This is a genomic window from Nonomuraea sp. NPDC050310 (assembly GCF_040655795.1).
GTDB lineage: Bacteria > Actinomycetota > Actinomycetes > Streptosporangiales > Streptosporangiaceae > Nonomuraea.
The window spans coordinates 96,604-120,423 of sequence record NZ_JBFAKP010000022.1; the positions used below are offsets into that span (position 1 = coordinate 96,604).

The window sequence follows — 23,820 nt, forward strand, 5'->3', positions numbered from 1 at the left end:
GCCTCAGCCCTTGACCGCGCCCGCGGTCATGCCCACCCCCACCCGGCGCTGCAGGAAGAGGAAGAGCACCAGCGCCGGCAGGGCGAACAGGGTCGCCGCGGCCATGGTGGCGCCCCAGTCGGTGCCGAAGACGTCGCGGAAGGAGGACAGCCAGACCGGCAGCGTGCGGTTGGCCTCGTCCTTGATGATCAGCACGTTGACGAAGGCGAACTCGTTCCACGCGGTGATGAAGCCGAACAGCGAGGTCGCCATCAGCCCCGGCGCGAGCAGCGGGAAGACGATCCGGCGGAAGGCCTCCGCCCGGGTGCAGCCGTCGACCAGCGCGGCCTCCTCCAGCTCGGCGGGGATGGCGGCGAGGAAGCCGCGCAGGGTCACCACGGTGAACGGCAACGTGATCATGAAGTAGACGCCGGTGAGCATCAGCAGCGAGTCCAGCAGCCCGGTGTCGCGGGCGATGATGAACATCGGCACCAGCAACGCCTCCCAGGGCGCCATCTGCGCGGCGAACACCGCGACGATGAACGGCCCCCGGCCGCGCCAGCGCATCCGCGAGACCGCGAAGGCGGCCAGCAACGCCACGACCAGCGCGAGCAGGACGGCTCCCGCGGTGACCAGCAGGCTGTTGGCCCAGAAGCGCCAGAAGCCGTCGGCGGCCATGGCGGTCTCGAAGTGCTGGAGCGTCGGGCGCAGCGGCAGCAGCGACGGCGTCTCGGCCTGGATCTCCTTGGTCGGCTTGAAGGCGGTGCTGACCATCCAGTAGACCGGGAAGATCATCACCACGAAGGTGGCCGCCGCGGCGGTGTTGAGCAGGACCCTTCTCACTGGGCCGCCTCCTGCCTGAGCATCCGCCGCAGGTTGGCGACCAGCGCGGCGGCGAGGACGAGGACGGTGAGCATGGCCACCGCCGAGCCGAGGTCGTAGCGGTGCAGCACCCGCGCCACCTTGAAGGCGTAGACGGGCAGCGTGGTGGTGGCGCCGTCCGGGCCGCCCTGGCTGAGCACCCAGATCTGCGGGAAGCACTTGGCCACCCAGATCACCTCCAGCGAGGTGATCAGCGCGAACAGCGGCCGCAGGACGGGGAAGGTGATCTTCCAGAAGATCTGCCGGCTGGTGCCGCCGTCGATCCTGGCCGACTCGTACAGCTCGGCCGGGATCGTGGTGAGCCCGGCGTAGAGCGTCAGTGCGACGAACGGGATCGACTGCCACACGACCAGCACCACCAGCACCGCGAAGGTGGCCACCGGGTCGGCGAACCAGGCGAAGCCGCGGGTGCCGAGCAGCCAGTTGACGATGCCGAGCTCCGACTGGAACAGCCACTGGAAGATCGTCGTCGCGGCGATCACCGGGGTGGCCCAGGCCAGGGCGAGCGCGGACATCAGCAGCAGCCGCGCGCGTCGTCCCAGCCTGGCCAGCATCAGCCCCACGCCCGTGCCCAGGGCCACGATCAGCCCCACGTTGATCACGGTCCACACCGCCGTGCGCAGCAGCACCTCCCAGAACTCCGTCTTGGCCAGCAGCTCGCGGTAGTTCGCGAGTCCGACGAACTCGGCGCCGCCGCGGATCAGCTCGCCCATCCGGAAGTGCTGGACGGACAGGACGGCGGCCTTGAGCAGCGGATAGAGCAGGAGGAAGACGCCCGCGGCGACGGCCGGCGCGATGAGCAGGTAGGGCCAGAGGTTCGCCCGCCTGGTGCTCACGAGCCGCTGTTGAGGGTCTCGGTGATGGTCTTGGAGACCTTCGCCGCCTCGGCGGCCGGGTCGCCGCCGGTGAGGACCGCGGTCATGTACTGCTTGATCACCGCGGTGGCCTCGACGGCGGCCCAGGCCGGGGTGTTGGGGGTGGCCCGGCCGTTGGCCGCGCCGGCCGCCATCGCGGCGGTGCCCTCGTCACCGGCCAGCACGCCGGCCAGGGAGGTGCGGTTGGGCACGAAGCTCATCGCCTTGGCCAGGTCGGTCTGGAACTTCTCCCCGGCCAGCGCCTTGACCACCTCGTAGGCGGCCTCGGGGTGCCGGGAGGCCTCGGGGATGATCAGGTCGGAGCCGCCGGTGAACACCGCGCCCGGCTTGTCGGCCGTCTTCCCCGGGATGGTGAAATATCCGATCTTGTCCTTCATCCCGGGCTCGACCTCCAGCACCCGGGCGGCGATGCCCGGCACCGCGATGATCTGCGCCACCTTGCCCTGGGCGAAGACCTCGTGCTGGGGCGGGTTGGCCTCGTCGGCGTCCTTGGGGCCCTTCCCGAGCGCCTGGAGCTCGCGGTAGAAGGCCATCCCGGCCAGCGCCTCGGGGGTGTCGAGCGCGCCGGCCCAGCTCTCGCCCCGCTTGACGGCCAGGTCGCCGCCCTCGTCCCAGATGAAGCCGGCCAGCGCGTACCAGGTCTGGCCGGTCAGGTAGATGCCCTGGTTGCCGCCCTTGTTGAGCTTGGCGGTGGCGGCCAGCCACTCCGCGCGGGTCTTCGGCACCGGGGTGTCGCCCCAGAGCTCCTTGTTGTAGACGACCACCCGGTTGGCGGCGTACCAGGGGATGCCGTACTGCTTGCCGTCGATGTTGCCCGGCTGGGCGAGGCCAGGCAGCCAGTCGGCGCCCCCGAGGTCGGCGACCTTGCTCGTGAGGTCGCGGACGCCGCCGCTGGCGGAGTACTGGGCGACCTGGGTGTTGCCGACCTCGATCACGTCGGGGGCGTCGGTGCTGGCCAGGGCGGCGGTGACCCGCTCGCCGATGCCGTCCCACGCCTGGATCTGCAGGTCGAGGTCGATGCCGGGGTGCGCGGTCTCGTAGTCCTTCTCGAAGGAGGCGAGCAGGTCCTTGGTGACGCTGCCGTCCATGATCCACACGACCAGCTTGGCCGGCGCGGCGGACGGGGCGGAGGAGGCGGCGGGTTGCTGGGCGGTGCCGCAGGCGGCCAGAAGAGGCAGAGCCAGCGCGATCTTCAACAGGTTTCTGGGCATGGCGAAGCTCCGTGGGGGGCGGTGAGCTGGGTGGTGGCCCGGCTGCCTGGCGTACGGCGGGCAGCCGGGCGTGGGTCAGGCGCCTCGGCGCAACCGGCCGGCGTAACGCGCTTCGAGCCGGAGGTTGTGCTCGTCGCCTTCCGGCACGTTGGCCGACAGGTAGATCGGCGGCACCTGCCCGGCGTCGACCTGGTCGCTGATCACCTGGGTGACAACGAGCTGGGCGAGCAGGGCGGAGGTGACGGTCGAGACGGCGCCGGTGGCGCCGCCCCCGGGCAGGGGCAGCAGGGCGTCGCCGTAGGGGGCGAGGTTGTCCAGGACGACGTCGGCCAGGTCGCAGAGCTTGAGGCCCGACGGGTGGCGCGAGACCGAGGCGCCGGCGTGCTGGAGCGAGGTGATCGCGATCAGGTCGTGGCCGCGTTCCTTCACCTGGGTGGCCAGTTCGACGACGACGCCGTTGACGCCGGAGTTGGAGATGACGACGAACAGGTCGGCCGGGTCGATGGGGGCCGCGGCCAGGATCTGGTGGGCGACGGCCGGGTCGCGTTCGAGGTCGTAGCGGTCGAGCTCGGTGCGGTCCGCCTTGCCGTACAGGTGGATGTCACGCAGGGCGAGGCGGTTGGTGGGCACCAGGCCGCCGGCGCGGCCGGCGATCTCCATGGCGATCGCCTCGGAGTGGCCGGAGCCGAAGGCCTGGATGACGCCGCCCCGGTCGAGCGCCCGGCCGACGAGGGTGGCGGCCTGGCGCACCGGCTGCTCGGGCAGCCGGTCGATCAGGACCTTGAGCTGCGCGAAGTAGTCATCCGGACTGGGGCTGGGCTGGGGGCTGCTGGCTGGGTTCATAACGATGACCTGTGACGGCTCTGACCGTCAGGTCGAACGCCTCCTTCGTCCGTTCGTGGGTGCGTTGCGCGACCGCGACGTAGACCACGTCGAGCACGAGCAACTGGGAGTGGATCGCGGCGAAGCCGTCGGCGCGGAAGGTGGTCTCCCGCGCGGCGGTGGACAGGACCAGCTCGGCGACCTCGGCCAGCGGCGAGCGCGGGTGCGAGGTGACCGCGACCGTGATCGCGCCGTGGCTGCCCGCCTCGGCCAGGACCTCGATGACCTCGCGGGTGCGCCCGCTGTGCGAGATGCCGATCGCCACGTCGCCCTGGCCGAGCAGCGCCGCGTCGGTGAGCGCGCTGTGCGCGTCCGACCTGCTCCAGGTCGGGACCCGGATGCGCTGGAGGCGGTACTCCATCTCGCCGGCGACCGCCGCGCTGCTGGCCACGCCGAACAACAGCACCCGCCCGGCGCTCTCGATGGCGCTCGCCACCTTCTCCACCGTGGCCAGGTCGAGTTGCGCCGCGGTCTCCTGGATCAGCCGGATGTCGCTGTTGGAGACCACGCCGAGCACCTTGTCGAGGCCGTCGCCGGGCAGGATCTCCTGGCCGATGTCGGTCTCCCAGTGCTGCCGCGCGGCGCGGCCGGTCTCCGTGGCCACCGCCACCCGCAGCTCGGCGTAGCCGCCGAAGCCCAGCGCCCGGCAGAACCGGGTGATGGTCGCGGTCGAGGTGCCGCTGCGCTCGGCCAGGTCGACGATGGTCATCCTGGCCGACTCGGCCGGGTCGTCCAGGATCACCTCGGCGACCCGGCGCAACGCCTCGGGCAGGTCCTGCTGTTCGGACCTGATCCGGGAGAGTAGTTCCACTTGGTCCTCCTTGATGGTGAAAATTATGCTCAGCACCTAGCACCGTCAAGGGGTTTGCTCAATAATAATTGTCATGACCCTGGTTCTCGGCGTGGACGCCGGCGGCACCTCCTCCCGCGCCCTGGTGGCCGACCTGTCCGGCGCCGTGCTGGGCGAGGGGCGAGCCGGGTGCGGCAACCCGGCCGCCGCCGGCCCGCGCGCCGCGCTGGCCGAGCTCTCCGCGGCGGTACGGCAGGCGCTCGCCACGGTGGACCCGGTCCAGGTGAAGGCGGCGACCGTGGGCATGGCCGGGCTCGCCGGGGCGGGCGCGGACCTCGCGCTGGCCTTTCCGGTCGCGCCCGACTGCGTCGGTGACGTGGTCGTGGCCTTCGCCGCGGGCACCCCGGCGGCCTCCGGCACGGTGCTGATCTCGGGCACCGGGGCCATCGCGTCGAGGATCACCGGCCGCGTCCAGGGGCCGACCGCCGACGGGTACGGCTGGCAGCTCGGTGACGAGGGCTCGGCCTTCTGGCTGGGCCGTGAGGCCGCCCGCAGCGTGGTGCGCGGCGTGCCCGGGCGGCTGAGGGAGCTGGTGCTGCGCCATCTCGACGCGCCGGCGCTCGACCCCTACCCGCTGGCCGAGTACGTCGCCGTCGCCGTGCAGTCGGCGCCGCCGCTGGCCCTGGCCGAGCTCGCGCCCCTGGTCAGCCGGGCCGCCGCCGAGGGGGATCCGGTGGCGGCCGAGATCGTCGCCGACGCGGCGCGGCGGCTGGCCCGCACGCTGCGCGAGGTGCACGAGCCGGGCTCCCCCGTGGTTTTGGCCGGCAGCGTGCTCACCACCGAGGGGCCGGTACGGCAGGCGGTCCTCGGCCTGCTCGCCGCCGAAGAGGTGCACACCGCCGGACGCGGCGAGGCGGCGGCCGCCTGGCTCGCCGCCCGCACCCTGCTGTCCGAGACGGAGGCCACCCGCGTCCACCACCGCTTCCTCCCACCCGCGTAGAGCGGAAGCGGCCCGCGGTCACCGCCGCCCTCGCGGAACGGAAGCGAAGGCGGCCCTGCGGTCACCGTCGCTTCTTGCCGCCTTCGTAGAGCGGGTTGCCGGGGAGGCGGTCGCGGGTGACGAGCAGGGTCACCGAGTCGGCCGACCGCACCTGCGCGTCCCACACCCACCACCCGTCCCCCACCTGGGCCGGGTCGAGCGCCCGCAGGGTGTGCCCGTCCCCTTGCGGCACCACCAACTGGAAGCCGGCGGTGACACCACGCCGGGCCAGCTCGGGCCGCAGGTCGCCGACGGTGACCTCGTCCACCTTGACCCCCTCCAGCACCTCACCCTCCGCGTCGGCGGAAGCGGCGTTCTGGTACTGCTCCCCCGCCCGCGCCCGGCGCCCGATCATCACCCACCCGTCGCCGGGAAAGCCGACCGGGAACCGCAGCTCCAGCCCACCGTCGGCCAGCGACTCGGAGAAGAACCCGTCGTTGGTCCCCGGCGGCGGCGCCATGCTGATCCGGAACACCTCGCCGACCCCGCTGGGCGAGACGGGCACCAGGTTGAGCGTCATCCGCACGCCCAGCGCGCGGAAGGCCTCGTTGAAGCGGGCGACGTCGGCGTACGGGTCCTTGACCACCCCGACCCACCAGTCGCCGCGCCGCTCCAGCGAGATGGCGGAGTTGGCGTAGGAGGTGGCGCGGGCCGGCTCGCCCGGCAGCACGACGGGGGTGAGCACGGCCGCCGTGGCCAGCGCGACGGCGACCGCCAGCCCGCCCACGAACCTGCGCCGCACGAGGCCGGCGCTCCGGCGCGGCGTCTCCCGCGTGACCGCCTCCAGCAATGCCCGGGCTCCGGGGCCCGTGGCCCGGCCGCGCAGGTCCTCGTCCCGCACCCGGGCCAGCTTCTCGATGCTCACAACGACTCCAATGCCAGGTGATGGACGGGCAGCCCGTCGCGGGCCAGCAGGCGGGCGAAGCGGCGCCGGGCCCGGTGCAGGCGGACGCGCACCGCGTTGCGCGAGATGCCGAGGACGGTGGCCAGCTCGGCGTGGTCGAGTCCCTCCCAGGCCAGTAACGACAGCAGTTCCCGGTCGGCCTCGGGCAGCTCGCGGAACAGCCGGGTGATCGCCGCCAGCTCGACGGAGGACTCCGGCGTGCCGAACGGCGAGTGGCCGCCGAACAGCTCGGCCAGCTCGGCGTCGAGCTCCGCCACGCGCTCGCGGCGGTTGTGGCGCTTGCGGCGCTGGCCGGCCAGGACCTTGCGGGCCACGCCGTACAGCCAGAGGCGGGCCTCGCCGTCGCGGGGCAGCCGGTCGATGCGGCGCCAGGCGATCAGGTAGGTCTCGGCGACCGCGTCGGCGGCGTCCTCCGGCCGGTCGCAGCGGCGGGCGGCGTAGCCGAGGAGTTGTTCGTAGGTGGCGTGGTAGACCGCCTCGAACCGCTCCCGGTCGGTTTCGATGCTCACACCCCTCCCATGCCGCGTTCCGCCCTAGCGTTTCACCCGCTTTCGAGGAGGGCGGCGCTGCCGTAGGAGCCGCCGAAGCCGGTGACGAGGGCCAGCGAGCGGCCTGCGCGCAGCTCGCGCACGGCCTGGGCGACGTTGTTGAGCCCGTGGACGTAGCCCTCGCTGAGCAGGCCGCCGTGCGGGTTGACCCAGGCGTGCCGCCGCTCCAGCAGGTAGGGGCCGGGCTCGCGGGTCAGGCCGAAGTCGGTGAGCTGGCGCGGCACCAGCCAGGAGTAGGCGTCGTAGAGCAGCGCGGCGTCCACGTCGGCCGGCCGGGCGCCGGAGGCGGACCAGAGCATGGGCGCGACGTAGGCGGAGAAGATCGTGGTGACGTCCGGGGCGCGGTCCATCGCCGAGCATCCCGGGCCGCCCGCGCGTACGACGGCGCGGATGCGGGGGCCGTCCAGCACGCCGCTGACCAGCAGGGCGCAGCCGCCGTCGTTCTCCTGGCAGCAGTCGGCGGCCCGCAGCGGCGAGCAGACGTACGGCAGGCGCAGATAGTCGTCGAGCGGGAGCGGGTCGCGGCGTTGCGCGCGGGGGTTGGCGGCGGCGTTGGCCCTGGACTGGGCGACGACGGCGTGCAGGTGCTCCTCGGTGAGGCCGGTGTCGTGCAGGTAGCGGGTGGCCGCCAGGCCGAACATCGGCAGCGGCCCGGCCAGGCCGTAGGGGCGGGTGTAGGCGTCCTGCCGGCCGGTGGGCAGCGTGGTGAGCCGCCGGCCGGAGCGCCCGTTCATCGCCCGATAAATCAGCACGTGTCGCGCCAGCCCGCTGGAGATGAGCAGCGCGGCGTCGCCCAGGATCGAGGCGGTCTGGGTGCCGCCGCCCCAGATGTCGTTGTGCCAGCCCAGCCGCTCGATGCCCAGGGCGGCGGCGACGGCGACGGCCGGGGCGGAGTCGCCCAGGTGGTAGCTGAGCACGGCGTCCACCTCGCGCGGCTCGATCCCGGCGTCCGCGCAGGCCAGGCGGCAGGCCCGCACGGCCAGCGCCTGCTCGCCCAGGCCCGAGCGCCGGGAGAGCTCGGTCAGGCCGATCCCGGCGATCGCCGCCCGACCCGCGAAGTCCTGCATGCCGCACGGTAACACGCAAGCGCTTGCTCGGTTAACCGTTCATTGCTGGATAGCCGTATTATCCAACGATGCGGATGTCCGAGCTCAGCACCCGGTCCGGGGTGGCCATCGCCACGATCAAGTACTACCTGCGCGAGGGTCTGCTCCCCCAGGGCGTCCAGCTCGCCGCCACCCGAGCCGCCTACGACGACAGCCACCTGCGCCGGCTGCGGCTGATCCGCGCCCTGCTGGAGGTCGGCCGGCTGCCGATCGCCTCGATCAAGAAGATCCTGGACGCGGTCGACGACGACAGCCTCCCCCTGCACGAGCTGCTCGGCACCGCCCACTACGCGCTCAGCCCGGCCGTGGAACCCGAGCCGGGCGAGGACTGGACGCTGGCCCGCCAGGCCGCCGACCGCCTGGTCGACGAGCTCGGCTGGGCGGTCGCGCCCGGCGCCCCGGCCCGCGACGAGCTGGCCCAGGCCCTGCTCCGGCTGCGCCAGCTCGGCCTCACCACCGACCTGCGGCCCTACGCCGAGCTCGCCGACCGGCTGGTCACCGAGGTCGAACTGCCCACCATCCCGCTCGACGGGCCGCGCGAGGCCGCCGTCGAGGCGCTCGTCCTGAACTCGGTGCTGTACGGCAAGGCCTTCGAGGCCCTGCGCCGCCTGGCCCAGGAGTCGGCCTCGGCGGCCCGCACCGCGAACGCGCCTCAGTCGCGGAGCTGAACCGGCCGTTTGAGCAACCAGAGCGCGGCCCGCTGCAGCAGCGTGCGGTGCACCTCGTTGTCGTAGGAGCGGGTGTCGTGCCCCAGGGCGTCGTAGACGACGCGGCCCCGCCGTACCGGACGGGCCCAGAGCACCGGATGGCCACCGCAGGTGGCCAGCGGCTTGACGTCGGGCAGCACGTCGAGGTCGCTGTAGACCTCGTCCACCAGGTCGAAGTCGCGTAACCCGGCGACCACCGGGTGGTCGCCGCCGACCCGGACGCCGGCCCAGCCGAGCGGCGGGTGGTGCGAGCGGCCCCACTGCCAGCGCCCGCCGAGCACGCGCGGCCAGCCCTGCCAGTCGTCGAAGCAGATCGCGGCGCTGTGCATGGCCAGCAGCCCGCCGCCGCGCTCCAGGTGGTCGAGCAGCGTGGTGCGGGCCTGCGGCGGCAGCCGGAAGGCCCACTGCGCGCGCTGGTCGGCGAAACGGTCGCCGGTCATCTGCCAGCGCAGCGCGTTGACCGTGATGAGCTGGTACTCGGAAGGCTCGGCCAGGGCGCCGGGGATGTCCTCGGTGATCTCGGACTCCACGCCGACCTCGGCCAGCACCGCCGCCAGCGCCTCGGAGGTGGCCTGGAAGTCGTGGTAGAGGCCTCCAGACAGGATGAGATTTCTCGCCACGTCGCCAGCTCATCACGGACCGCCACCCAAATCCATGGCCGGAAGCGGCCGACCTATGATCTGGACCGTGGAGTTTGAGGAGCTTCGTCCGCTTCTGCTGGGCATCGCCTACCGGTTGCTCGGCAGCATGTGGGACGCCGAGGACGTCGTCCAGGACGCCTGGCTGCGCTGGCAGAGCGTGGACCGCGAGGAGGTCAGGGAGCCGCGCGCCTTCCTCACCACCGTCGTCTCGCGCCTGGCGCTCGACCAGTTGCGCTCGGCGCGGGTCCGGCGCGAGTCCTACACCGGCCCCTGGCTGCCCGAACCGGTGGCCACCGGCCAGATCGGCCCGCTGGACACCGCCGAGCTGCGCGACACCGTCTCCTTCGCCACGCTGCACCTGATGGAGCAGCTCACCCCGCCCGAGCGGGCGGTCTTCGTGCTGCGCGAGGCCTTCGAGTTCCCCTACGACCAGATCGCCGGGATCGTGGAGACCTCGGTGGCCAACTGCCGCCAGCTCCACCGCCGGGCCGCGACGCGGCTGGAGGAGGAGCGCGGCGGCCGGTTCAGCCCGTCGGAGGAGGAGCACGCCAAGCTGCTGGCGGAGTTCCTGCGGGCGGCCGGCGAGGGCGACCTCGACGCGCTCACCGGCTTCCTGCACGAGGAGATCACCTCGTGGAACGACGGCGGCGGCAAGGTGCGCTCCGCGCTGCGCCCGGTCACCGGCCGGGCCAACGTCGCCGCCTTCCTCGCCGGGCTCGTGCGCCGCTACGAGCTGGGCGAGGTCCGTCCGGTCCAGGTCAACGGCGAGACCGGCTTCCTGGTCGACATGGGAGAGCGGCAGCAGGTGGTCACCGTGTCGATGCGCGACGGGCTGATCCACGATCTCTACGTGGTGGCCAATCCCGACAAGCTCACCAGGGTTCTATAGTCCCCTCTATGGACCTCGGCATCGCGGGCAAGGTAGCCCTGATCACCGGCGGCAGCGCGGGCATCGGCCTGGCCGCCGCCAGGAGTCTGGCCCGGGAGGGCTGTCACGTCTGCGTCACCGCGCGCCACCCCGAGCGGCTCGCCGACGCGGTCGTGGAGTTGCAGGAGTACGGCACGACCGTGCACGGCATCCTGGCCGACGTGGAGGACCCGGCCTCGGCCGAGCGCGTCGCCGCCGAGACCCGCGAGGTGATTGGGCCGGTGGACATCCTGGTCGCCAACGCCGGCGGGCCGCCCGCCGGCCGCTTCACCGAGATGGACCTCGAGGCGTGGGACGTGGCGGTCCAGCGCAACCTGCTGGGCATCGTCCGGCTGATCCGCGCGGTGCTGCCCGAGATGGCCGGCCGCAACTGGGGCCGGGTCATCACGGTCACCAGCAGCTCGGTGCGCGAGGCCCTGGACGGCCTGGCCCTGTCCAACGCCACCCGCGCCGCGGTCGCCGGCGTCGTGCGCACGCTGGCCCGCGAGGTCGGCGGGCAGGGCGTGCTGGTCAACAACGTGCTGCCCGGCTCGATCGACACCGACCGGCTGCGCCAGCTGTCCGGCGGCGAGGAGGGGCTCAAGGCCCGCGCCGCCGACGTTCCGGTCGGCCGGATCGGCCGGCCGGAGGAGCTCGGCGACGTCATCGCCTTCCTCGCCAGCGAGCGCGCCTCCTACGTCAACGGGGTGTCCTTGCTCGTCGACGGGGGTGCCAGCCGCGTCATCGCCTGATCGGGACGACATGGCATCCTTGCAAGGGTGAGCGTGGACAAACCGATCATTGTGACCGTGGACGACGACCCCGGCGTTTCCCGCGCCGTGGCCCGGGACCTGCGCCGGAGGTACGGCCAGCAGTACCGGATCGTCCGCGCGGATGAGGCCGTGCAGGGCATCGAGGCGCTGCGCGAGATGCGCCTGCGCGGCGACGACGTCGCCGCGATCCTGGCCGACTACCGGATGCCCCAGCTCAACGGCGTGCAGTTCCTGGAGCAGGCCATGGACCTGTACCCCTTCGCCCGCCGGGTCCTGCTGACCGCCTACGCCGACACCGACGCCGCGATCCAGGCGATCAACGTGGTCGACCTCGACCACTACCTGCTCAAGCCGTGGGACCCGCCGGAGGAGAAGTTCTACCCGGTCATCGACGGCCAGCTCGACGCCTGGCAGCGGGCCGACCGGGTGCCGCCCGCGGAGCTGCGCGTGGTCGGCGATCGCTGGTCGGCCCCCTCCTACCGGGTGCGCGACTTCCTGGCCCGCAACCACGTGCCCTACCGCTGGATGCTGGCGGAGGAGCCGGAGGCGGCCCAGCTCGTGGCGGCCGTCGGCGAGGAGTGCCGGCTGCCGCTGGTGGTGACCGCGGAAGGCGAGACCCTGCAGGCGCCCGACCAGGCCACGCTGGCCGGCGCGGTGGGCCTGTCGACCACCCCGGCGACCGACTTCTACGACCTCATCGTGATCGGCGGCGGCCCGGCCGGGCTCGGCTCGGCGGTGTACGGCGCCTCCGAGGGGCTCAACACCGTGCTGGTCGAGGCGCACGCCTCCGGCGGCCAGGCCGGGCAGAGCTCCAGGATCGAGAACTACCTCGGCTTCCCCGACGGCGTCTCCGGCGGCCAGCTCGCCGACCGGGCCCGGCGCCAGGCGCTCAAGTTCGGGGCGGAACTGCTCACCGCGCGCAAGGTCACCGGCCTGGAGGCGCGCGGCCCGGCCAAGGTGGTCAGCTTCGCCGACGGCGAGGAGATCGCCGCGCACGCGGTCATCCTGGCCACCGGCGTCTCCTACCGGCGGCTGGAGGCGCCCGGGCTGGAGGACTTCGTCGGCCGCGGCGTCTTCTACGGCGCGGCGCTCACCGAGGCGCCGAGCTGCCAGGACAACGAGGTCTACGTCGTGGGCGCGGCCAACTCGGCCGGCCAGGCGGCCGTCTACCTGGCGGGATTCGCCAGCACCGTGCACTTGTTGGTGAGAGGTGACGGGTTGGAGAAGTCCATGTCCCATTACCTCATCGAGCAGATCGCCGGCATCCCGAACATCCAGGTGCACTACCGCGCCGAGGTGAGCGGGGCGGCCGGCGACGGGCACCTCGAACGGCTGACCCTGACCGAGCAGGGCGCTCGGCGCGAGGTGGACGCGCAGTGGTTGTTCGTGTTCATCGGGGCCGAGCCGTTCACCTCCTGGCTGGGCGAGACGGTCGAGCGCGACGGCAAGGGCTTCGTGCTGACCGGGCCCGACCTGGTGGCCGGCGGCCGCCGGCCCCGGCAGTGGCCGCTGCGGCGCGAGCCGTACTTCCTGGAGACCAACATCCCCGGGGTGTTCGCGGCGGGCGACGTGCGCGCCGACTCGATCAAGAGGGTCGCCTCCGCCGTCGGCGAGGGCGCGATGGCCGTGGCGCTGGTGCACCGGTACCTGGAGAAGCAATGATCACCGCTGACGAGCTCCGCAAGCTCTTCCTCTTCGAGAAGCTGTCGGACGAGCAGCTCGACCTGCTGCTGGGCAAGGGCGAGGAGCGCTTCTACGCCCAGGACGAGCTGATCGTCCGGCAGGGCGACGAGGCGACCTGCTTCTTCGTCCTGGTCGAGGGCGAGGTGCAGATGAGCACCGACACCACGACCGGGCCGGTGAACTCGCCGCGCACCGCCCACCCGGGCGTCTACGCCGGGGCGGTCTCGGCGTGGCTGGGCGAGCAGGCGCCGAAGTACTACCCGCACTCGTTGCGCGCCACCGCGCCGTCGCGGCTGTTCCTGCTGCCGGCCAAGAAGTTCGCGCACATCGTGTCGGAGTGGTTCCCGATGGCCACGCACCTGCTCCAGGGCATGTTCCTGGGCGGCAGGGCGCAGCGCGAGATCATCGACCGGCGGCAGCGGCTGGCCGCGCTCGGCCAGATCACCGCCGGCCTGACCCACGAGCTGAACAACCCGGCGGCCGCGGCTGTGCGCGCGGTGGGCGAGCTGCGCACGCTGATCCGCAACTCGCGGCTGCACCTGGCCGGGATGGCCGAGGAGGGCATCCCGCCGGAGCGGCTGCGCGCGCTGATCGACACCGTGGAGGCGTGCGCCATGGCGGTCGGCAAGCTGCCCAAGCGCAGCCCGCTACAGATCGCCGACGCCGAGGACGAGCTGGGCGACGCGCTGGAGGAGCTCGGCGTGGCCGAGGCGTGGGAGCTCGCGCCCGCGCTGGTCAACGCCGGGTTCACCCCCGAGACGATGGAGAAGGTCCGGCACAAGGTGGGCGAGGAGCACGCGGGCACCGCGCTGCGCTGGCTGGCCGAGGCGGTCGAGATCTCGCAGATGCTCAACGAGGTGACCGAGGCGACCGAGCGGATCAGCTCGCTGCTGGCCTCGGCCAAGCAGTACTCGCAGATGGACCGCGCCGCCTTCCAGCACGTGGACGTGCACGATCTGCTGGACAGCACGATCACCATGCTGCGCGGGAAGATCCCGCCGGACGTCAGCGTGGTCACCGACTACGACCGCACGCTGCCGGAGATCCCCGCCTACGCCGGCGAGCTCAACCAGGTGTGGACCAACCTGATCGTCAACGCGCTCGACGCGATGGGCGGCGAGGGCACGCTGACCGTCCGCACCGCGCACGACGAGGACGAGGCGATCATCGAGATCGGCGACACCGGTCCCGGGGTGCCGGAGGAGATCAAGGAGCGCATCTTCGAGCCGTTCTTCACCACCAAGACGGTGGGCAAGGGGACGGGGCTGGGGCTGGACATCTCCTACCGGATCGTCGCGGGCCGGCACGGCGGCGAGCTCAAGGTGCGCTCGGCTCCGGGCGACACGTGGTTCGAGGTACGGCTGCCGCTGCGCGAGACGGTGTGATTTGTTTTCTTTTGAAAGCTTTTCCGGTGATGATCTTTACGCTATAACATCGCGTTATGCCGGATTTATCACCCCTGGGGCCGGGTGACCCGCAGGCCGTCGGCCGCTACCGCCTGCTCGGCGTGCTGGGGCGGGGCGGGCAAGGCACCGTCTACCTGGGCGAGGCGCCCGGCGGGCAGCGGGTGGCGGTCAAGATCCCGCACATGCCGGACACGCTGGACCAGGAGTGGCGGCCCCGGCTGGCCCGCGAGCTCGACCTCGCCCGGCGCACCGCCCCGGCCTTCACCGCGCGCATCGTCGAGGCGGACCTGGAGGCGGCTCCGCCGTACATCGTGAGCGAGTACATCGACGGGCCCAGCCTGCGGCGGGTGGTCGACTCGCGCGGACCCCTGGACCCGGACGCGGTGCACCGGCTGGCGGCGGGTCTGGCCACGGCCCTGGCGGCGATCCACCGCGAGGGCGTGGTGCACCGCGACGTCAAACCGGACAACGTGCTGATGGGGCCGGACGGGCCGCGGCTGATCGACTTCGGGATCGCCCGGGTGCCCGGCGGCACGATGACGGCGACCGGGGCGGTGCTGGGCACGCCGCGCTACATGGCGCCCGAGCTGTTCGAGGGCGAACGGGTGGGCGCGCCCGCCGACGTGTGGGCGTGGGGGGCGACGGTCTGCTTCGCGGCGACCGGGCGTGAGGCGTTCGGCACCGGCGAGCTCGCCGCGATCATGCGGCGGGTGCTGACCGCCGAACCGGACCTCGCCGGGGTCGCCGAGCCGCTGCGCCCGGTGGTGGCGGCGGCCCTGGCCAAGCGGGCGGCCGACCGGCCCACCTCGGTGGAGCTGCTGTTGCGGCTGCTCGGCTCGAACGAGGAGACCACGGTGCGGCCGGCCGCGCGCCGGCGGCGGTGGCCGCTGGCCGCGGTCGCGGGAGCGCTCGCGGTGAGCGTCGCGGCCGGTGGCGGCTGGCTGGTGCTGCGCGGCACGGGCACCCCCGCCGCCGGACCGCAGACCGGTGCGGGTGTCGCGGGCCGACCGGTCACCGGCGAGCCGGTCACCGGGGAGCCAGTCACCGGGGAGCCGGTCACCGGGGAGCCCGCCGCGGGACAGCCGGGAAGCGGGGAACCCGCCGCGGCGCGGCGCGGGAGCGGGAACGAGCCCGGCGGGCAGGCCAAGGACCCGGTCACCGAGAGCGACGCCCGGGACGACCCCACGCCGGCCGAGATCGCGTCCGGGCCGGTCCGGGCCTACTTCCACGTCTCCGCCGCAGAGCACGGCCGCCGCGGCGAGCGGTTGCGCGCGGCCGGGTTCCGCCCCGTGTCGATCTCCGTCACCGGCCGCGGCTACACCGCCCTGTGGCGCAAGGGCGGCGGCCCCAAGCTGGTCATGGCCCAGAACCTGACCGGCAAGCAGTACCAGGCCTTCTGGGACCGATGGACCGCCCGGGGCTACGCCGAGACGATCACCGCCGCCTACGGTCCGCCGCTGGCCGCCCGGTTCGCCACGGTCATGGAGGAGGTCGGGTCCAGGCACCAGTCCTACTTCGGCCTCACCCTGTCCGGTCTGCGCCGCCGCCATCAGGAGGCCGTCGAAGCGGGCTACGCCCTGCGGTCACTCACCGCGTACGGCACGCCGGCCGCGGTCCGCTACTCGGCGACCTGGCTGCCCGACGAGACCGGCGAGGAGACCACCCTGCTCACCGGGATGACGCGGGAGCAGCACCAGAGCCAGTTCGACCGGCGCGCCGGCTCCTCCGAACCCGCCCTGGTGATCGTCGGCCCGGACGACCGCTACGCGGCGCTCTACCGCCCCAGGCGGGCCGACTACCGCTCCCGCACGAGGATCGACGCCGCGCAACTGGCGGAGACGCTCGCCGCCTTCGCCAAGGAGGGATTCGCCCTGCAGCGGCTGCACGCGCTGGAGGTGCGGGGGAAGGTCACCTACACGGTGCTCGGCCGCAAGGCGGCCGGTTAAGCTGCCGCGATGGTGACAGCTCATGAGCAGATCGTCGGGTTCTTGCGGGAGTTCGCGCGGCGCCGGGCGCCTGAGACGCGTCCGGTGCCCGGTGGCTTCGCCGTGCTCGACGACGGGTATCCGGGGTCGTACGACGACAACAAGCTCGTGGTCTGGGCGGGCGACGACCCGCGGGCCGTGCTGGCGGCGGCCGAGCAGGCGCTGGGCGGGCGGGGGCACCGGTATGTGAGTGTGCTGGACGACGCGGTGGGTGAGGCGTTCCGGCCCGCGTTCGAGGCGGCGGGTTACGAGCACGGGGTGGACCTGCTGATGTGCCATCGGGGGCCGGTGCCGGACGCCCCCGATGCCGAGGCGGTCGAGGTGGACGCGTTGGCGGAGATGACCTGGCGGGGCTGGCGGGAGAGCCTGCCGGACGCGCCGGACGAGGTGATCGACGGGCTGGTCGCCCGGGTGGAGCGGCGGGTGCGCGGGGCCGACCGGGTGGGCTTCCGGGTGGTGCGCGACGGGTCGGGGGAGATCGCGGCGCGGGCCGACCTGTACGTGCAGGACGGCGTGGCGGAGATCGCCGACGTGGTGACCGAGCCCCGCTTCCGGAAGAAGGGGCACGCTCGGGCCCTCGTGACGGCGCTGCTCGCCGAGGCGGGGCGGGCTGGGGCCGGGCTGGTCTTCCTGGTGGCCGACGACGCGGACTGGCCCAAGGAGTTCTACGGCCGCCTCGGCTTCGAGCCGGTCGGCCGCACGCACGGCTTCATACGGAGCTGACCCCCGGCTCAGACATGTGCGGCGCCGGGCCTGGGGTCAGGCGGGTGCGGCGCCGGGCCTGGGGTCAGGCGGGGCCGAAGGCCGGGCGCCAGGCGGCCCAGTCGATGTGCACCCGGGCCGCGTTGGCCGGGTCCACCCGCACCGGGACGACCGCGCCGGGCACGATCAGGCCCATCGGGATGCGCGGCAACGTCTGCCGGTGGGTCACCCGGTACGGCGCGGCGTCCCCCGGCCGGACCAGCACGCCGAAGCTGACCAGCGGCTGGCCGTTGACCGTGACGCCGGTGTCGCCCATCGACTCCACCTCGGCCTCGCGGGGCAGGCCGGTGGTGAGAAGCTGACGGCCCCGGATCGAGGCCAGCAGGAAGGGCAGGCCGACGGCCAGGAGAATGATCGTGGTGCCGGCGGTGATCGCGACGGCCATGACGATGCCGGTGGTGACCATCGAGGGGTCCCTTCGAGAAGTGCGTGAGTGTGCCTCCATAGAGATAGGGGCTGCGGGTTGCAGCACGCTTGCCCGGCGATTTCACGCCCGGTGCAAGCGGGGTCAGCAGTGGCCGGAGACCAGGCCCATCAGCCGCTCGGTGATCGCCGGGCCGTCCGCGCGCAGGCCGTTGTGCTCGTACTCGTTGGTGACCCAGACCTTCGTGTTGCCCACGCGGGCGGCGGTGTCGAGGGAGAGCTGGGCGTCGACGTACATGTCGTCGAAGTACACCGCCGCCGCGACGGGCACCTCGTTGGCGGCCAGCCGTACCGGGTCGTAGAGCGGCGGCCAGTCGCTCTTGGCGGCGAGCAGCTCGGCCGCGCCCCGGAAGGGGCGCAGCGCCCGGATGTCGTCGAACATCCAGGAGTAGATCATCTCGCCGGTGAACATGTCGGGCTCGGTGAGCTCCGCGGGCAGCAGCCGGTCGGCCGCCCAGCCGGTCGCCTCGCCCTGCGCGTAGATCGACTCGTGCAGGACGGCGTAGAGCGGGTTGTCGTGGAAGCCGGTGGTGATCATCGTGTCGTACAGGAAGCCGGCCGACAGCCGCGAGCCCGACCAGGCCTCGTCGAGCAGCCAGTGGATCTTCTCCCAGCCGTCGCTCATGCCCAGGGCCATGCCGAGCGTGCGGAAGCGCGCCGGGGTGAGGCGGTCGCCGTCGGGCAGCAGCACCTCGGTCGCGGCGAGATGCTCGGCGATGCGCCGCACCCGCTCGCGGTCGGCCGGGTAGCGGCGGTAGTACTGCTCGATCTTGGATCGCACGCGGGGGTAGGTGCGGGCGTAGACCTCCTCGGCGCTCGCCTCCAGACCGGCCAGCCCGCCGGTGACGTAGCAGGCGCGCAGGCCCTCCGGCGCCTGGGACAGGTAGGTCAGCGTGATGAAGCCGCCGTAGCTCTGGCCCCAGGTCTCCCACTTGTCCACGCCCAGCGCGCGGCGGATGTGCTCGGCGTCGGCGACGATGGCGTCGGCGCGGTAGTGGCTCAGCCGCCGGGCCAGCTCCTTGTCGTCGAGGCCCTCGACGGTGGCGGCGTTGAGCGGGGAGCTCCGGCCGGTGCCGCGCTGGTCGAGCAGGAGCAGCCGGTGGGTCTTCAGCACGTGCGCGAACTGCGCCGGGCCGCCCAGGCGGGGGGACTTGCCGCCCGGGCCGCCCTGGAGGAAGACCGCCCACGGCAGGTCGTCGCCGGCCTTGGCCGGGTCGACCACCTCGCGGGCGAACACGGTGAGCGCCGGGCCGTCCGGCTCGGCGTGGTCCAGGGGTACGGCGAACTCGTGGTCGATCGCGGTCAGACCAGGCATCGTCACTCTCACGCCCGCCACCCTAGGCCAACGCCCCGCCCTCTCCCCTCCGGCTCCCCTCCCTTCCCCCGTCACCCTGGGCCGACGCTCGGGCGGCCCTTGGCGGCGGCTCAGTCGGTGAAGTGGGCAGTGGCCCGGCGCCGCCGGTCGACCTGCAGTTGGAGGACGTCGGGCCGGCTGTAGTGCCCCGCCGGGTCGAAGTTCTGCCGCTCCCCCCGCACCGCGGCGAGGTCGAGGTCGGCGATCACCAGCCGCTCCTCCCCCGCCACCGGCTCGACCACCCACTCACCGTCCGGCCCGGCGATGGCCGAGCCGCCGTCGGCGCGCGGGCCGAGCTCCTTGAGCCGGTCGTAGAGCGGGAAATCAGCCGGCACGTCGGCATAGGAGAACAACGCCCCCGCCGCCAGCGACCACACCCGCCCCTCCCGGGCGATGAAGCGGGTGATGTCCCTGGTCAGCGCGGTCGACCCGGGCCACACCGAGATGTGCAGGTCGACGCCCTGGGCGTAGAGCGCCTGCCGGGCCAGCGGCATCCAGTTCTCCCAGCAGTTCAGGCCGCCCACCCGCACGCCCCGGAAGCTGTGCGCGCGCAGCCCGTGCCCGTCGCCGCTCCCCCAGACCAGGCGTTCCTCGAAGGTCGGCACGAGCTTACGGTGCGCGGAGACGACGCCCTCCTCCGGCGAGATCGCGACCAGCGTGCAGTAGACCGTGCCGCCGGACCGTTCGCTGATCCCCAGGTAGGTGAACACGCCCAGGTCGCGCACGGCCTCGGTGATCTGTGCCAGCTCCGGACCGCCGAGCTCCACCGCGGCGTCCAGGTAGGCGGCGTAGGCCCGTTTCTGGTCCGGGTCGTCGAACCGGGCGCCGTCGGTCCGCTCCACCCAGAAGGGGTAGCCGCTGAGGAACGTCTCGGGGAAGGCGACCAGCTCCACGCCCTGGCCGGCGGCGTCGTTCAGGAAGTCGAGCACCTTCGCGGTCCCGGCGGCCGGATCGAGCCACGGGCACCGCGCCTGGGCGGCGGCGATACGCATGGCGTGATCCTATAGCGCCTGATACGCTTCCCAAGCGAGCGCTTGGTTTACTGACGAGGGGCCGGACGCATGAGGTTCTCGACCTTCCACCTGTTCCACCGGTTCGACGGGCAGAGCTTCAAGGACGTCTACGACTACCACCTCGCCCTGATCGAGCTGGCTGAGGAGCTGGGCTTCGACGGGGTACGGCTGGCCGAGCACCACTTCCGCGACTACGGCGTCGTCCCCGACCTGTTCACGCTGCTCAGCCACGCCGCCGCGCGCACCTCCCGGCTCCGCCTCGGCACCGGCATCGTCGTCCTGCCCCTGCACAACCCGGTGCACGTCGCCGAGGCCGCGGCCATGGTCGACGTGCTCTCCGGCGGGCGGCTCGACCTCGGCATCGGCCGCGGCTACCAGAGCTTCGAGTTCGAGGGCTTCGGCGTCGACCTGGCCGAGGCGCGCGACCGGTTCAACGAGTCGCTGGAGGTCGTGCTGGGGCTGTTCACCCGGGAGACCTTCCAGCACGAGGGCAAGTTCCACCGCACCGGCGAGATCTCGCTCACCCCCCGGCCGCTCCAGAGCCCGCACCCGCCGATCCACGTCGCCGCGGTCTCCCCCGAGACGGTCACCATGTACGCCGAGCGCGGCCTGCCCATCCTGGCCGACCCCGCGGCGACCTTCCGCAAGGTGGTCAAGGCCGCCGAGACCTGGCGCTCCATCGCCGGGACCGACCCGTACGGCGGGCTGATCGTCGCCCGCAGCGTCTACGTCGCCCCCACGCTGGAGCAGGCCCGCGAGGACCAGGCCCGGTTCGAGGCCTCCTTCGACCGCTCGCGCATCTTCAACGAGCGCAGCGCCCCCATCGACCCGCGCACCGGCCAGGCCGCCCAGGGGTTCGAGTACTACCAGGACCGCTACCTCAAGGGCGGCTCGGTCAGCAACGACTTCCGCTGGGAGCAACTGGAGGTCATCGGCGACCCCGGCCGGGTGATCGAGCAGATCTCGGTGCTGCGGGCGGCGGGGTTCGCCGAGGTGCTGTGCGACTTCGGCAGCACGCGGCCCATGCCGTTCGAGGAGATGGCCCGGGTCATGCGGTTCTTCGCCGCCGAGGTCATCCCCGCTTTCACCTGATATTTCATGATGTACGGCTTGCGCCGGCCGTACTGGCGCGAGCCCGGCCCGTCCAGGAGGCGCGATCATGCACTCACTGACCCTCTCCAACGTCCTCGCCGAGCACGCGCGCAGCCGCCCCGGCACGGTCGCGGTCGTCGACGGCGAGACGCGGCTGAGCTACCCCGAGCTCGACCGGCGCGTCGCCCTCCTGGCCTCCGCCCTGGCCGCGCGCGGCGTGCGGGCCGGGGAGCGGGTGCTGTGGCTCGGGCAGAACTCACATGCCGTACTGGAACTGCTCCTGGCCTGCTCCCGGCTGGGCGCGATCTTCTGCCCGGCCAACTGGCGGCAGAGCACCGACGAGCTGCGTTTCGTCCTGGAGGACCTGGAGCCGCGCGTCGTGGTCTGGGAGCCCGCCGAGGCCGCCGAGCCCCTGGCCGGCGCGGAGTGGGTGCGCGCGGGGACCGACTATCAGACCTTCCTTCGAGCGGGCGGCCCGGCCGGCGAGCTGCCGGAGGTGCCGGACACCGAGCCCGTCCTGGCCCTCTACACCGCGGCCTTCGGCGGCCGACCCAACGCCGCCCTGCTGAGCAGCGCCGCGCTCCTGGCCCACAGCACGACCCTGATGACGGTCCGCCAGATGGAGCCGGGCTTCACCTTCCTCAGCAGCGGCCCGCTCTTCCACGTCGGGACGATGATGTTCTGCCTGGCCACCTTCCACCTCGGCGGCACGAACGTCTTCATGCCCGCCTTCGACCCCGACGAGCTCTGCCGGCTGGTGGACGCCGAGCGGGTCACCCAGGCGTTCCTGTTCGGCCAGATGATCGACGCGGTGGCCGCCGCCAACGCCGGGGGCAAGTACGACCTGTCCTCGCTGCGGTTCGTCTCCCACTCCGCCGAGTGGGACGCGATGACGACCGTGGACGACTCCCCCTGGTGCCGGTCGAAGATGGGCGGCTACGGGCAGACCGAGGTCGGCGGCATGCTGACCTTCCTCGGGCTCGCGCCCGGCGGGGCCGGCTTCGCCGGGCGGCCGTCGCCGCTGGTCCAGGTCCGGTTGCTGGATCCGGACGGCGTGGAGGTGCCCGCCGGGGAGGTCGGCGAGATCTGCGCCCGCGGCAAGACCCTGTTCTCCGGATATTTCGCCCGGCCCGAGCTGAACACCGCTAAATCCGCTCATGGCTGGCACCACACCGGCGACCTGGGCCGCCGCGAACCCGACGGCACCCTCACCTTCATCGGCCCCCGCCTGCGCATGATCAAATCCGGCAACGAGAACATCTACCCCGCCGAGGTGGAGCGGGTCCTGAAGACCCACCCCGCCGTCGCCGACGCCGCCGTCATCGGCGTCCCCGACGAGCGCTGGCACCAGGCGGTCAAGGCCCTCGTCGTCCTCCGCTCGGAGGCGACCGAAGCAGACCTCGTCGAGCACGTCCGCTCGCACCTGGCCTCGTACAAGAAGCCCCGCGAGGTGGTGTTCGTCGACGCCCTCCCCAAGCAGGGCTTCACCCCCGACTACGACGCCCTCGACGCCGCCCACGGCGGAGGCAACTATCCCGGGACGTGATCACGCTGGTCTAGGGTGAGCCCTCGTGCCCACCCCCGAATGGCGGACCGTGATCCGCTGGCTGATCATCCGCGACGGCGGCGCCGACGTGCTCACCCTCGCCGGCGCCCTCCCGGAGACCGAGCTGCCCGGCCAGCTCGAGGAGGACGAGCCCGAGGTCCCGCTCGCCGCCCTCCGTGCCGCCACCGGCCTGCAAGCCGTCGTCCTGGCCCTCCACGCCCCTCTCCGGGACGAAGAGGGCGAGGTGCCGACCCGGCGCCTCACCTGGCTGGCCACCCTGCTCCCCGGCTCACCGCTCCCTCCGGAAGCCGCCTGGACCCGGCCCGACGCGCCCGCCGGACCGCCGGACTCCGGACCGCCCTGGACCTCGCCCGCCTGGCACGCCGAAGTCACGACCTGGCTCGCCGACGCCCTGGCCGCGCGAGGCGGCTCCCTGCTCGGGCCGCTCGTCCAGGTGCGGGTGTGGGAGCTGTCCAGCGTGCTGCGCGCCGCGACCTCGGGCGGCACGGTGTACGTGAAGTCCTCGATCGCCACTCCCCTGTTCGCCGAGGAGGGCACCGTCCTGGCCACCCTCGCCGAGCTCTTCCCCGGCCAGGTGCCGACGCCCCTGGCCGTCGACGCCCGTCGCCGCCTGGTCGCGCTCGACGCGTTCGGCCCCGAGGTCGGCAACACCGTCGAGGCCGCGACCCACGCCCGGGTCCTGGCCCAGTACGCCGACCTCCAGGTCGGCTCGGCGGCCCGCCTCGACCGCCTCCTGGCCGCGGGCTGCCGGGACCGGACCCTCCCGTGGCTGGCCGGACAGGCGGCCACCTGGCCGCTTGCCCTCGACCCCGCCCGGCCGAGGTACGGCTGCGCCGCCGAGGACTGGCTCACCCCGCAGGAGGTCGAGGCGGTGCACGCCCTGGCGCCGGAGCTGGCCGAGGCCGCCGAGCGGCTGGCGGGGTACGGCTTGCCGGACAGCCTGGTCCACGGCGACCTGCACCTGGGGAACGTGGCCACGGCGGGCGAGCGGTACCTGTTCTTCGACTGGACCGACGCCGCGGTGGGACACCCGTTCCTCGACCTGATCTCGCTCTACTGGCAGCACAGCGAGGACGTGCGCGACGCCTACCTTTCCCGCTGGACCGCCTACGGGCCCTTCGACCGCCTGGTCGAGGCCTGGCGGCTGGCCAAGCCGCTGGCCGCCTTCAACCAGGCGCTCAGCTTCGACGCCATCGCCGAGGTCCTGCCCGCCGGGAGCAACCCACAACTGCCGGCGATGACCGCGAGGTGGTTGCGCCGCATGCTGGCCGGCCGCCGGGAGGAGTGAGCC

Annotated in this window: 23 protein-coding genes; 11 read left to right on the top strand and 12 right to left on the bottom strand. The window is 73.0% G+C overall.

Going from position 1 to position 23,820, the window contains the following annotated elements:
- Positions 1 to 3: 3 nt before the first annotated feature.
- The 5 genes from AB0I67_RS35280 to AB0I67_RS35300 form a co-directional block, all read right to left on the bottom strand.
- Positions 4 to 822, bottom strand: coding sequence for a carbohydrate ABC transporter permease (locus AB0I67_RS35280; RefSeq protein WP_357932844.1), 819 nt, complete (start codon positions 820 to 822; stop codon positions 4 to 6).
- Positions 819 to 1,697 (bottom strand): sugar ABC transporter permease, encoded by an 879-nt coding sequence (locus AB0I67_RS35285; protein ID WP_357932846.1) that lies wholly within the window; start codon positions 1,695 to 1,697, stop codon positions 819 to 821. The genes AB0I67_RS35280 and AB0I67_RS35285 overlap by 4 nt, the downstream gene beginning before the upstream one ends.
- Positions 1,694 to 2,947, bottom strand: a complete 1,254-nt coding sequence (locus AB0I67_RS35290; protein WP_357932849.1) for an extracellular solute-binding protein — start codon at positions 2,945 to 2,947, stop codon at positions 1,694 to 1,696. Before AB0I67_RS35290 ends, AB0I67_RS35285 begins: the two co-directional genes overlap by 4 nt.
- 75 nt (positions 2,948 to 3,022) lie before the next feature.
- The gene (locus AB0I67_RS35295) at positions 3,023 to 3,790 is read right to left on the bottom strand and encodes an SIS domain-containing protein (RefSeq protein WP_357932852.1); all 768 of its coding nucleotides are present in this window, start codon (positions 3,788 to 3,790) and stop codon (positions 3,023 to 3,025) included.
- Positions 3,747 to 4,640 carry a MurR/RpiR family transcriptional regulator gene (locus AB0I67_RS35300; protein WP_357932855.1) on the bottom strand — a complete coding sequence of 298 codons (894 nt, stop codon included), beginning with the start codon at positions 4,638 to 4,640 and terminating at the stop codon, positions 3,747 to 3,749. Before AB0I67_RS35300 ends, AB0I67_RS35295 begins: the two co-directional genes overlap by 44 nt.
- 73 nt (positions 4,641 to 4,713) lie before the next feature.
- On the opposite strand from AB0I67_RS35300, the gene AB0I67_RS35305 reads away from it, so the two are divergent.
- Positions 4,714 to 5,619 carry a BadF/BadG/BcrA/BcrD ATPase family protein gene (locus tag AB0I67_RS35305; protein WP_357932858.1) on the top strand — a complete coding sequence of 302 codons (906 nt, stop codon included), beginning with the start codon at positions 4,714 to 4,716 and terminating at the stop codon, positions 5,617 to 5,619.
- Positions 5,620 to 5,680: 61 nt separating this feature from the next.
- Here AB0I67_RS35305 and AB0I67_RS35310 read toward each other — a convergent pair whose 3' ends face one another.
- From AB0I67_RS35310 to AB0I67_RS35320, 3 genes are read right to left on the bottom strand one after another with little or no spacing between them, the layout of a single operon-like run.
- Positions 5,681 to 6,523: a hypothetical protein gene (locus AB0I67_RS35310; RefSeq protein WP_357932861.1), complete on the bottom strand. Its 843-nt coding sequence runs from the start codon at positions 6,521 to 6,523 to the stop codon at positions 5,681 to 5,683.
- A complete protein-coding gene (locus AB0I67_RS35315; RefSeq protein WP_357932864.1) occupies positions 6,520 to 7,071 on the bottom strand; it encodes a sigma-70 family RNA polymerase sigma factor in 552 nt (183 codons plus the stop codon). Before AB0I67_RS35315 ends, AB0I67_RS35310 begins: the two co-directional genes overlap by 4 nt.
- A gap of 32 nt (positions 7,072 to 7,103) precedes the next feature.
- Entirely contained in the window at positions 7,104 to 8,177 is a 1,074-nt protein-coding gene (locus AB0I67_RS35320; protein WP_357932867.1) for an acetyl-CoA acetyltransferase, read from the bottom strand.
- Between the two features lie 68 nt (positions 8,178 to 8,245).
- Between AB0I67_RS35320 and AB0I67_RS35325 the strand changes: the two genes are divergently transcribed.
- A complete protein-coding gene (locus AB0I67_RS35325; RefSeq protein ID WP_357932869.1) occupies positions 8,246 to 8,884 on the top strand; it encodes a MerR family transcriptional regulator in 639 nt (212 codons plus the stop codon).
- Here AB0I67_RS35325 and AB0I67_RS35330 read toward each other — a convergent pair.
- The gene (locus tag AB0I67_RS35330) at positions 8,869 to 9,543 is read right to left on the bottom strand and encodes a ThuA domain-containing protein (RefSeq protein ID WP_357932872.1); all 675 of its coding nucleotides are present in this window, start codon (positions 9,541 to 9,543) and stop codon (positions 8,869 to 8,871) included. The two genes, AB0I67_RS35325 and AB0I67_RS35330, sit on opposite strands and share 16 nt — an antisense overlap.
- Positions 9,544 to 9,610: 67 nt before the next feature.
- Here AB0I67_RS35330 and AB0I67_RS35335 point away from each other — a divergent pair, with 67 nt between their 5' ends.
- Genes AB0I67_RS35335 through AB0I67_RS35360 form a run of 6 tightly spaced genes read left to right on the top strand, consistent with a single transcriptional unit; the run spans position 9,611 to position 17,041 of the window.
- Positions 9,611 to 10,453, top strand: a complete 843-nt coding sequence (locus tag AB0I67_RS35335) for an RNA polymerase sigma-70 factor (protein ID WP_357932875.1) — start codon at positions 9,611 to 9,613, stop codon at positions 10,451 to 10,453.
- Between the two features lie 8 nt (positions 10,454 to 10,461).
- Complete coding sequence (locus AB0I67_RS35340) at positions 10,462 to 11,223, top strand: SDR family oxidoreductase (RefSeq protein ID WP_357932878.1); 762 nt, start codon at positions 10,462 to 10,464, stop codon at positions 11,221 to 11,223.
- A 27-nt stretch (positions 11,224 to 11,250) separates the two neighbouring features.
- Positions 11,251 to 12,906 (top strand): FAD-dependent oxidoreductase, encoded by a 1,656-nt coding sequence (locus AB0I67_RS35345; protein WP_357932880.1) that lies wholly within the window; start codon positions 11,251 to 11,253, stop codon positions 12,904 to 12,906.
- The gene (locus AB0I67_RS35350) at positions 12,903 to 14,312 is read left to right on the top strand and encodes an ATP-binding protein (protein WP_357932883.1); all 1,410 of its coding nucleotides are present in this window, start codon (positions 12,903 to 12,905) and stop codon (positions 14,310 to 14,312) included. Before AB0I67_RS35345 ends, AB0I67_RS35350 begins: the two co-directional genes overlap by 4 nt.
- 56 nt (positions 14,313 to 14,368) lie before the next feature.
- Positions 14,369 to 16,279: a protein kinase gene (locus AB0I67_RS35355; RefSeq protein WP_357932886.1), complete on the top strand. Its 1,911-nt coding sequence runs from the start codon at positions 14,369 to 14,371 to the stop codon at positions 16,277 to 16,279.
- Positions 16,280 to 16,288: 9 nt separating this feature from the next.
- Positions 16,289 to 17,041 (top strand): GNAT family N-acetyltransferase, encoded by a 753-nt coding sequence (locus AB0I67_RS35360; protein ID WP_357932889.1) that lies wholly within the window; start codon positions 16,289 to 16,291, stop codon positions 17,039 to 17,041.
- Between the two features lie 64 nt (positions 17,042 to 17,105).
- On the opposite strand, the gene AB0I67_RS35365 is transcribed toward AB0I67_RS35360, so the two are convergent.
- The 3 genes from AB0I67_RS35365 to AB0I67_RS35375 all read right to left on the bottom strand — a co-directional run bounded on the left by AB0I67_RS35365 (position 17,106) and on the right by AB0I67_RS35375 (position 19,849).
- A complete protein-coding gene (locus AB0I67_RS35365; RefSeq protein ID WP_357932891.1) occupies positions 17,106 to 17,486 on the bottom strand; it encodes a hypothetical protein in 381 nt (126 codons plus the stop codon).
- Positions 17,487 to 17,588: 102 nt separating this feature from the next.
- A complete protein-coding gene (locus AB0I67_RS35370; protein WP_357932894.1) occupies positions 17,589 to 18,830 on the bottom strand; it encodes an alpha/beta fold hydrolase in 1,242 nt (413 codons plus the stop codon).
- Between the two features lie 98 nt (positions 18,831 to 18,928).
- Positions 18,929 to 19,849 carry a carbon-nitrogen hydrolase family protein gene (locus AB0I67_RS35375; protein ID WP_357932896.1) on the bottom strand — a complete coding sequence of 307 codons (921 nt, stop codon included), beginning with the start codon at positions 19,847 to 19,849 and terminating at the stop codon, positions 18,929 to 18,931.
- Positions 19,850 to 19,918: 69 nt separating this feature from the next.
- Between AB0I67_RS35375 and AB0I67_RS35380 the strand changes: the two genes are divergently transcribed.
- The 3 genes from AB0I67_RS35380 (at position 19,919) to AB0I67_RS35390 (ending at position 23,817) form a co-directional block, all read left to right on the top strand.
- Entirely contained in the window at positions 19,919 to 20,962 is a 1,044-nt protein-coding gene (locus AB0I67_RS35380; protein WP_357932899.1) for an LLM class flavin-dependent oxidoreductase, read from the top strand.
- Between the two features lie 67 nt (positions 20,963 to 21,029).
- Positions 21,030 to 22,508, top strand: coding sequence for an AMP-binding protein (locus AB0I67_RS35385; protein WP_357932902.1), 1,479 nt, complete (start codon positions 21,030 to 21,032; stop codon positions 22,506 to 22,508).
- A 25-nt stretch (positions 22,509 to 22,533) separates the two neighbouring features.
- Positions 22,534 to 23,817, top strand: coding sequence for a phosphotransferase (locus AB0I67_RS35390; protein ID WP_357932905.1), 1,284 nt, complete (start codon positions 22,534 to 22,536; stop codon positions 23,815 to 23,817).
- The last annotated feature ends 3 nt before the right edge of the window (positions 23,818 to 23,820 follow it).

Excerpts from the sequence above, each read along its gene's own strand:
- AB0I67_RS35340 (WP_357932878.1), top strand. The coding sequence starts at position 10,462 with ATGGACCTCGGCATCGCGGGCAAGGTAGCCCTGATCACCGGCGGCAGC.
- AB0I67_RS35295 (WP_357932852.1), bottom strand. The coding sequence starts at position 3,790 with ATGAACCCAGCCAGCAGCCCCCAGCCCAGCCCCAGTCCGGATGACTAC.
- AB0I67_RS35325 (WP_357932869.1), top strand. The coding sequence starts at position 8,246 with ATGCGGATGTCCGAGCTCAGCACCCGGTCCGGGGTGGCCATCGCCACG.
- AB0I67_RS35385 (WP_357932902.1), top strand. The coding sequence starts at position 21,030 with ATGCACTCACTGACCCTCTCCAACGTCCTCGCCGAGCACGCGCGCAGC.
- AB0I67_RS35290 (WP_357932849.1), bottom strand. The coding sequence starts at position 2,947 with ATGCCCAGAAACCTGTTGAAGATCGCGCTGGCTCTGCCTCTTCTGGCC.
- AB0I67_RS35320 (WP_357932867.1), bottom strand. The coding sequence starts at position 8,177 with ATGCAGGACTTCGCGGGTCGGGCGGCGATCGCCGGGATCGGCCTGACC.
- AB0I67_RS35355 (WP_357932886.1), top strand. The coding sequence starts at position 14,369 with ATGCCGGATTTATCACCCCTGGGGCCGGGTGACCCGCAGGCCGTCGGC.
- AB0I67_RS35365 (WP_357932891.1), bottom strand. The coding sequence starts at position 17,486 with ATGGTCACCACCGGCATCGTCATGGCCGTCGCGATCACCGCCGGCACC.
- AB0I67_RS35375 (WP_357932896.1), bottom strand. The coding sequence starts at position 19,849 with ATGCGTATCGCCGCCGCCCAGGCGCGGTGCCCGTGGCTCGATCCGGCC.
- AB0I67_RS35380 (WP_357932899.1), top strand. The coding sequence starts at position 19,919 with ATGAGGTTCTCGACCTTCCACCTGTTCCACCGGTTCGACGGGCAGAGC.
- AB0I67_RS35360 (WP_357932889.1), top strand. The coding sequence starts at position 16,289 with ATGGTGACAGCTCATGAGCAGATCGTCGGGTTCTTGCGGGAGTTCGCG.
- AB0I67_RS35350 (WP_357932883.1), top strand. The coding sequence starts at position 12,903 with ATGATCACCGCTGACGAGCTCCGCAAGCTCTTCCTCTTCGAGAAGCTG.
- AB0I67_RS35305 (WP_357932858.1), top strand. The coding sequence starts at position 4,714 with ATGACCCTGGTTCTCGGCGTGGACGCCGGCGGCACCTCCTCCCGCGCC.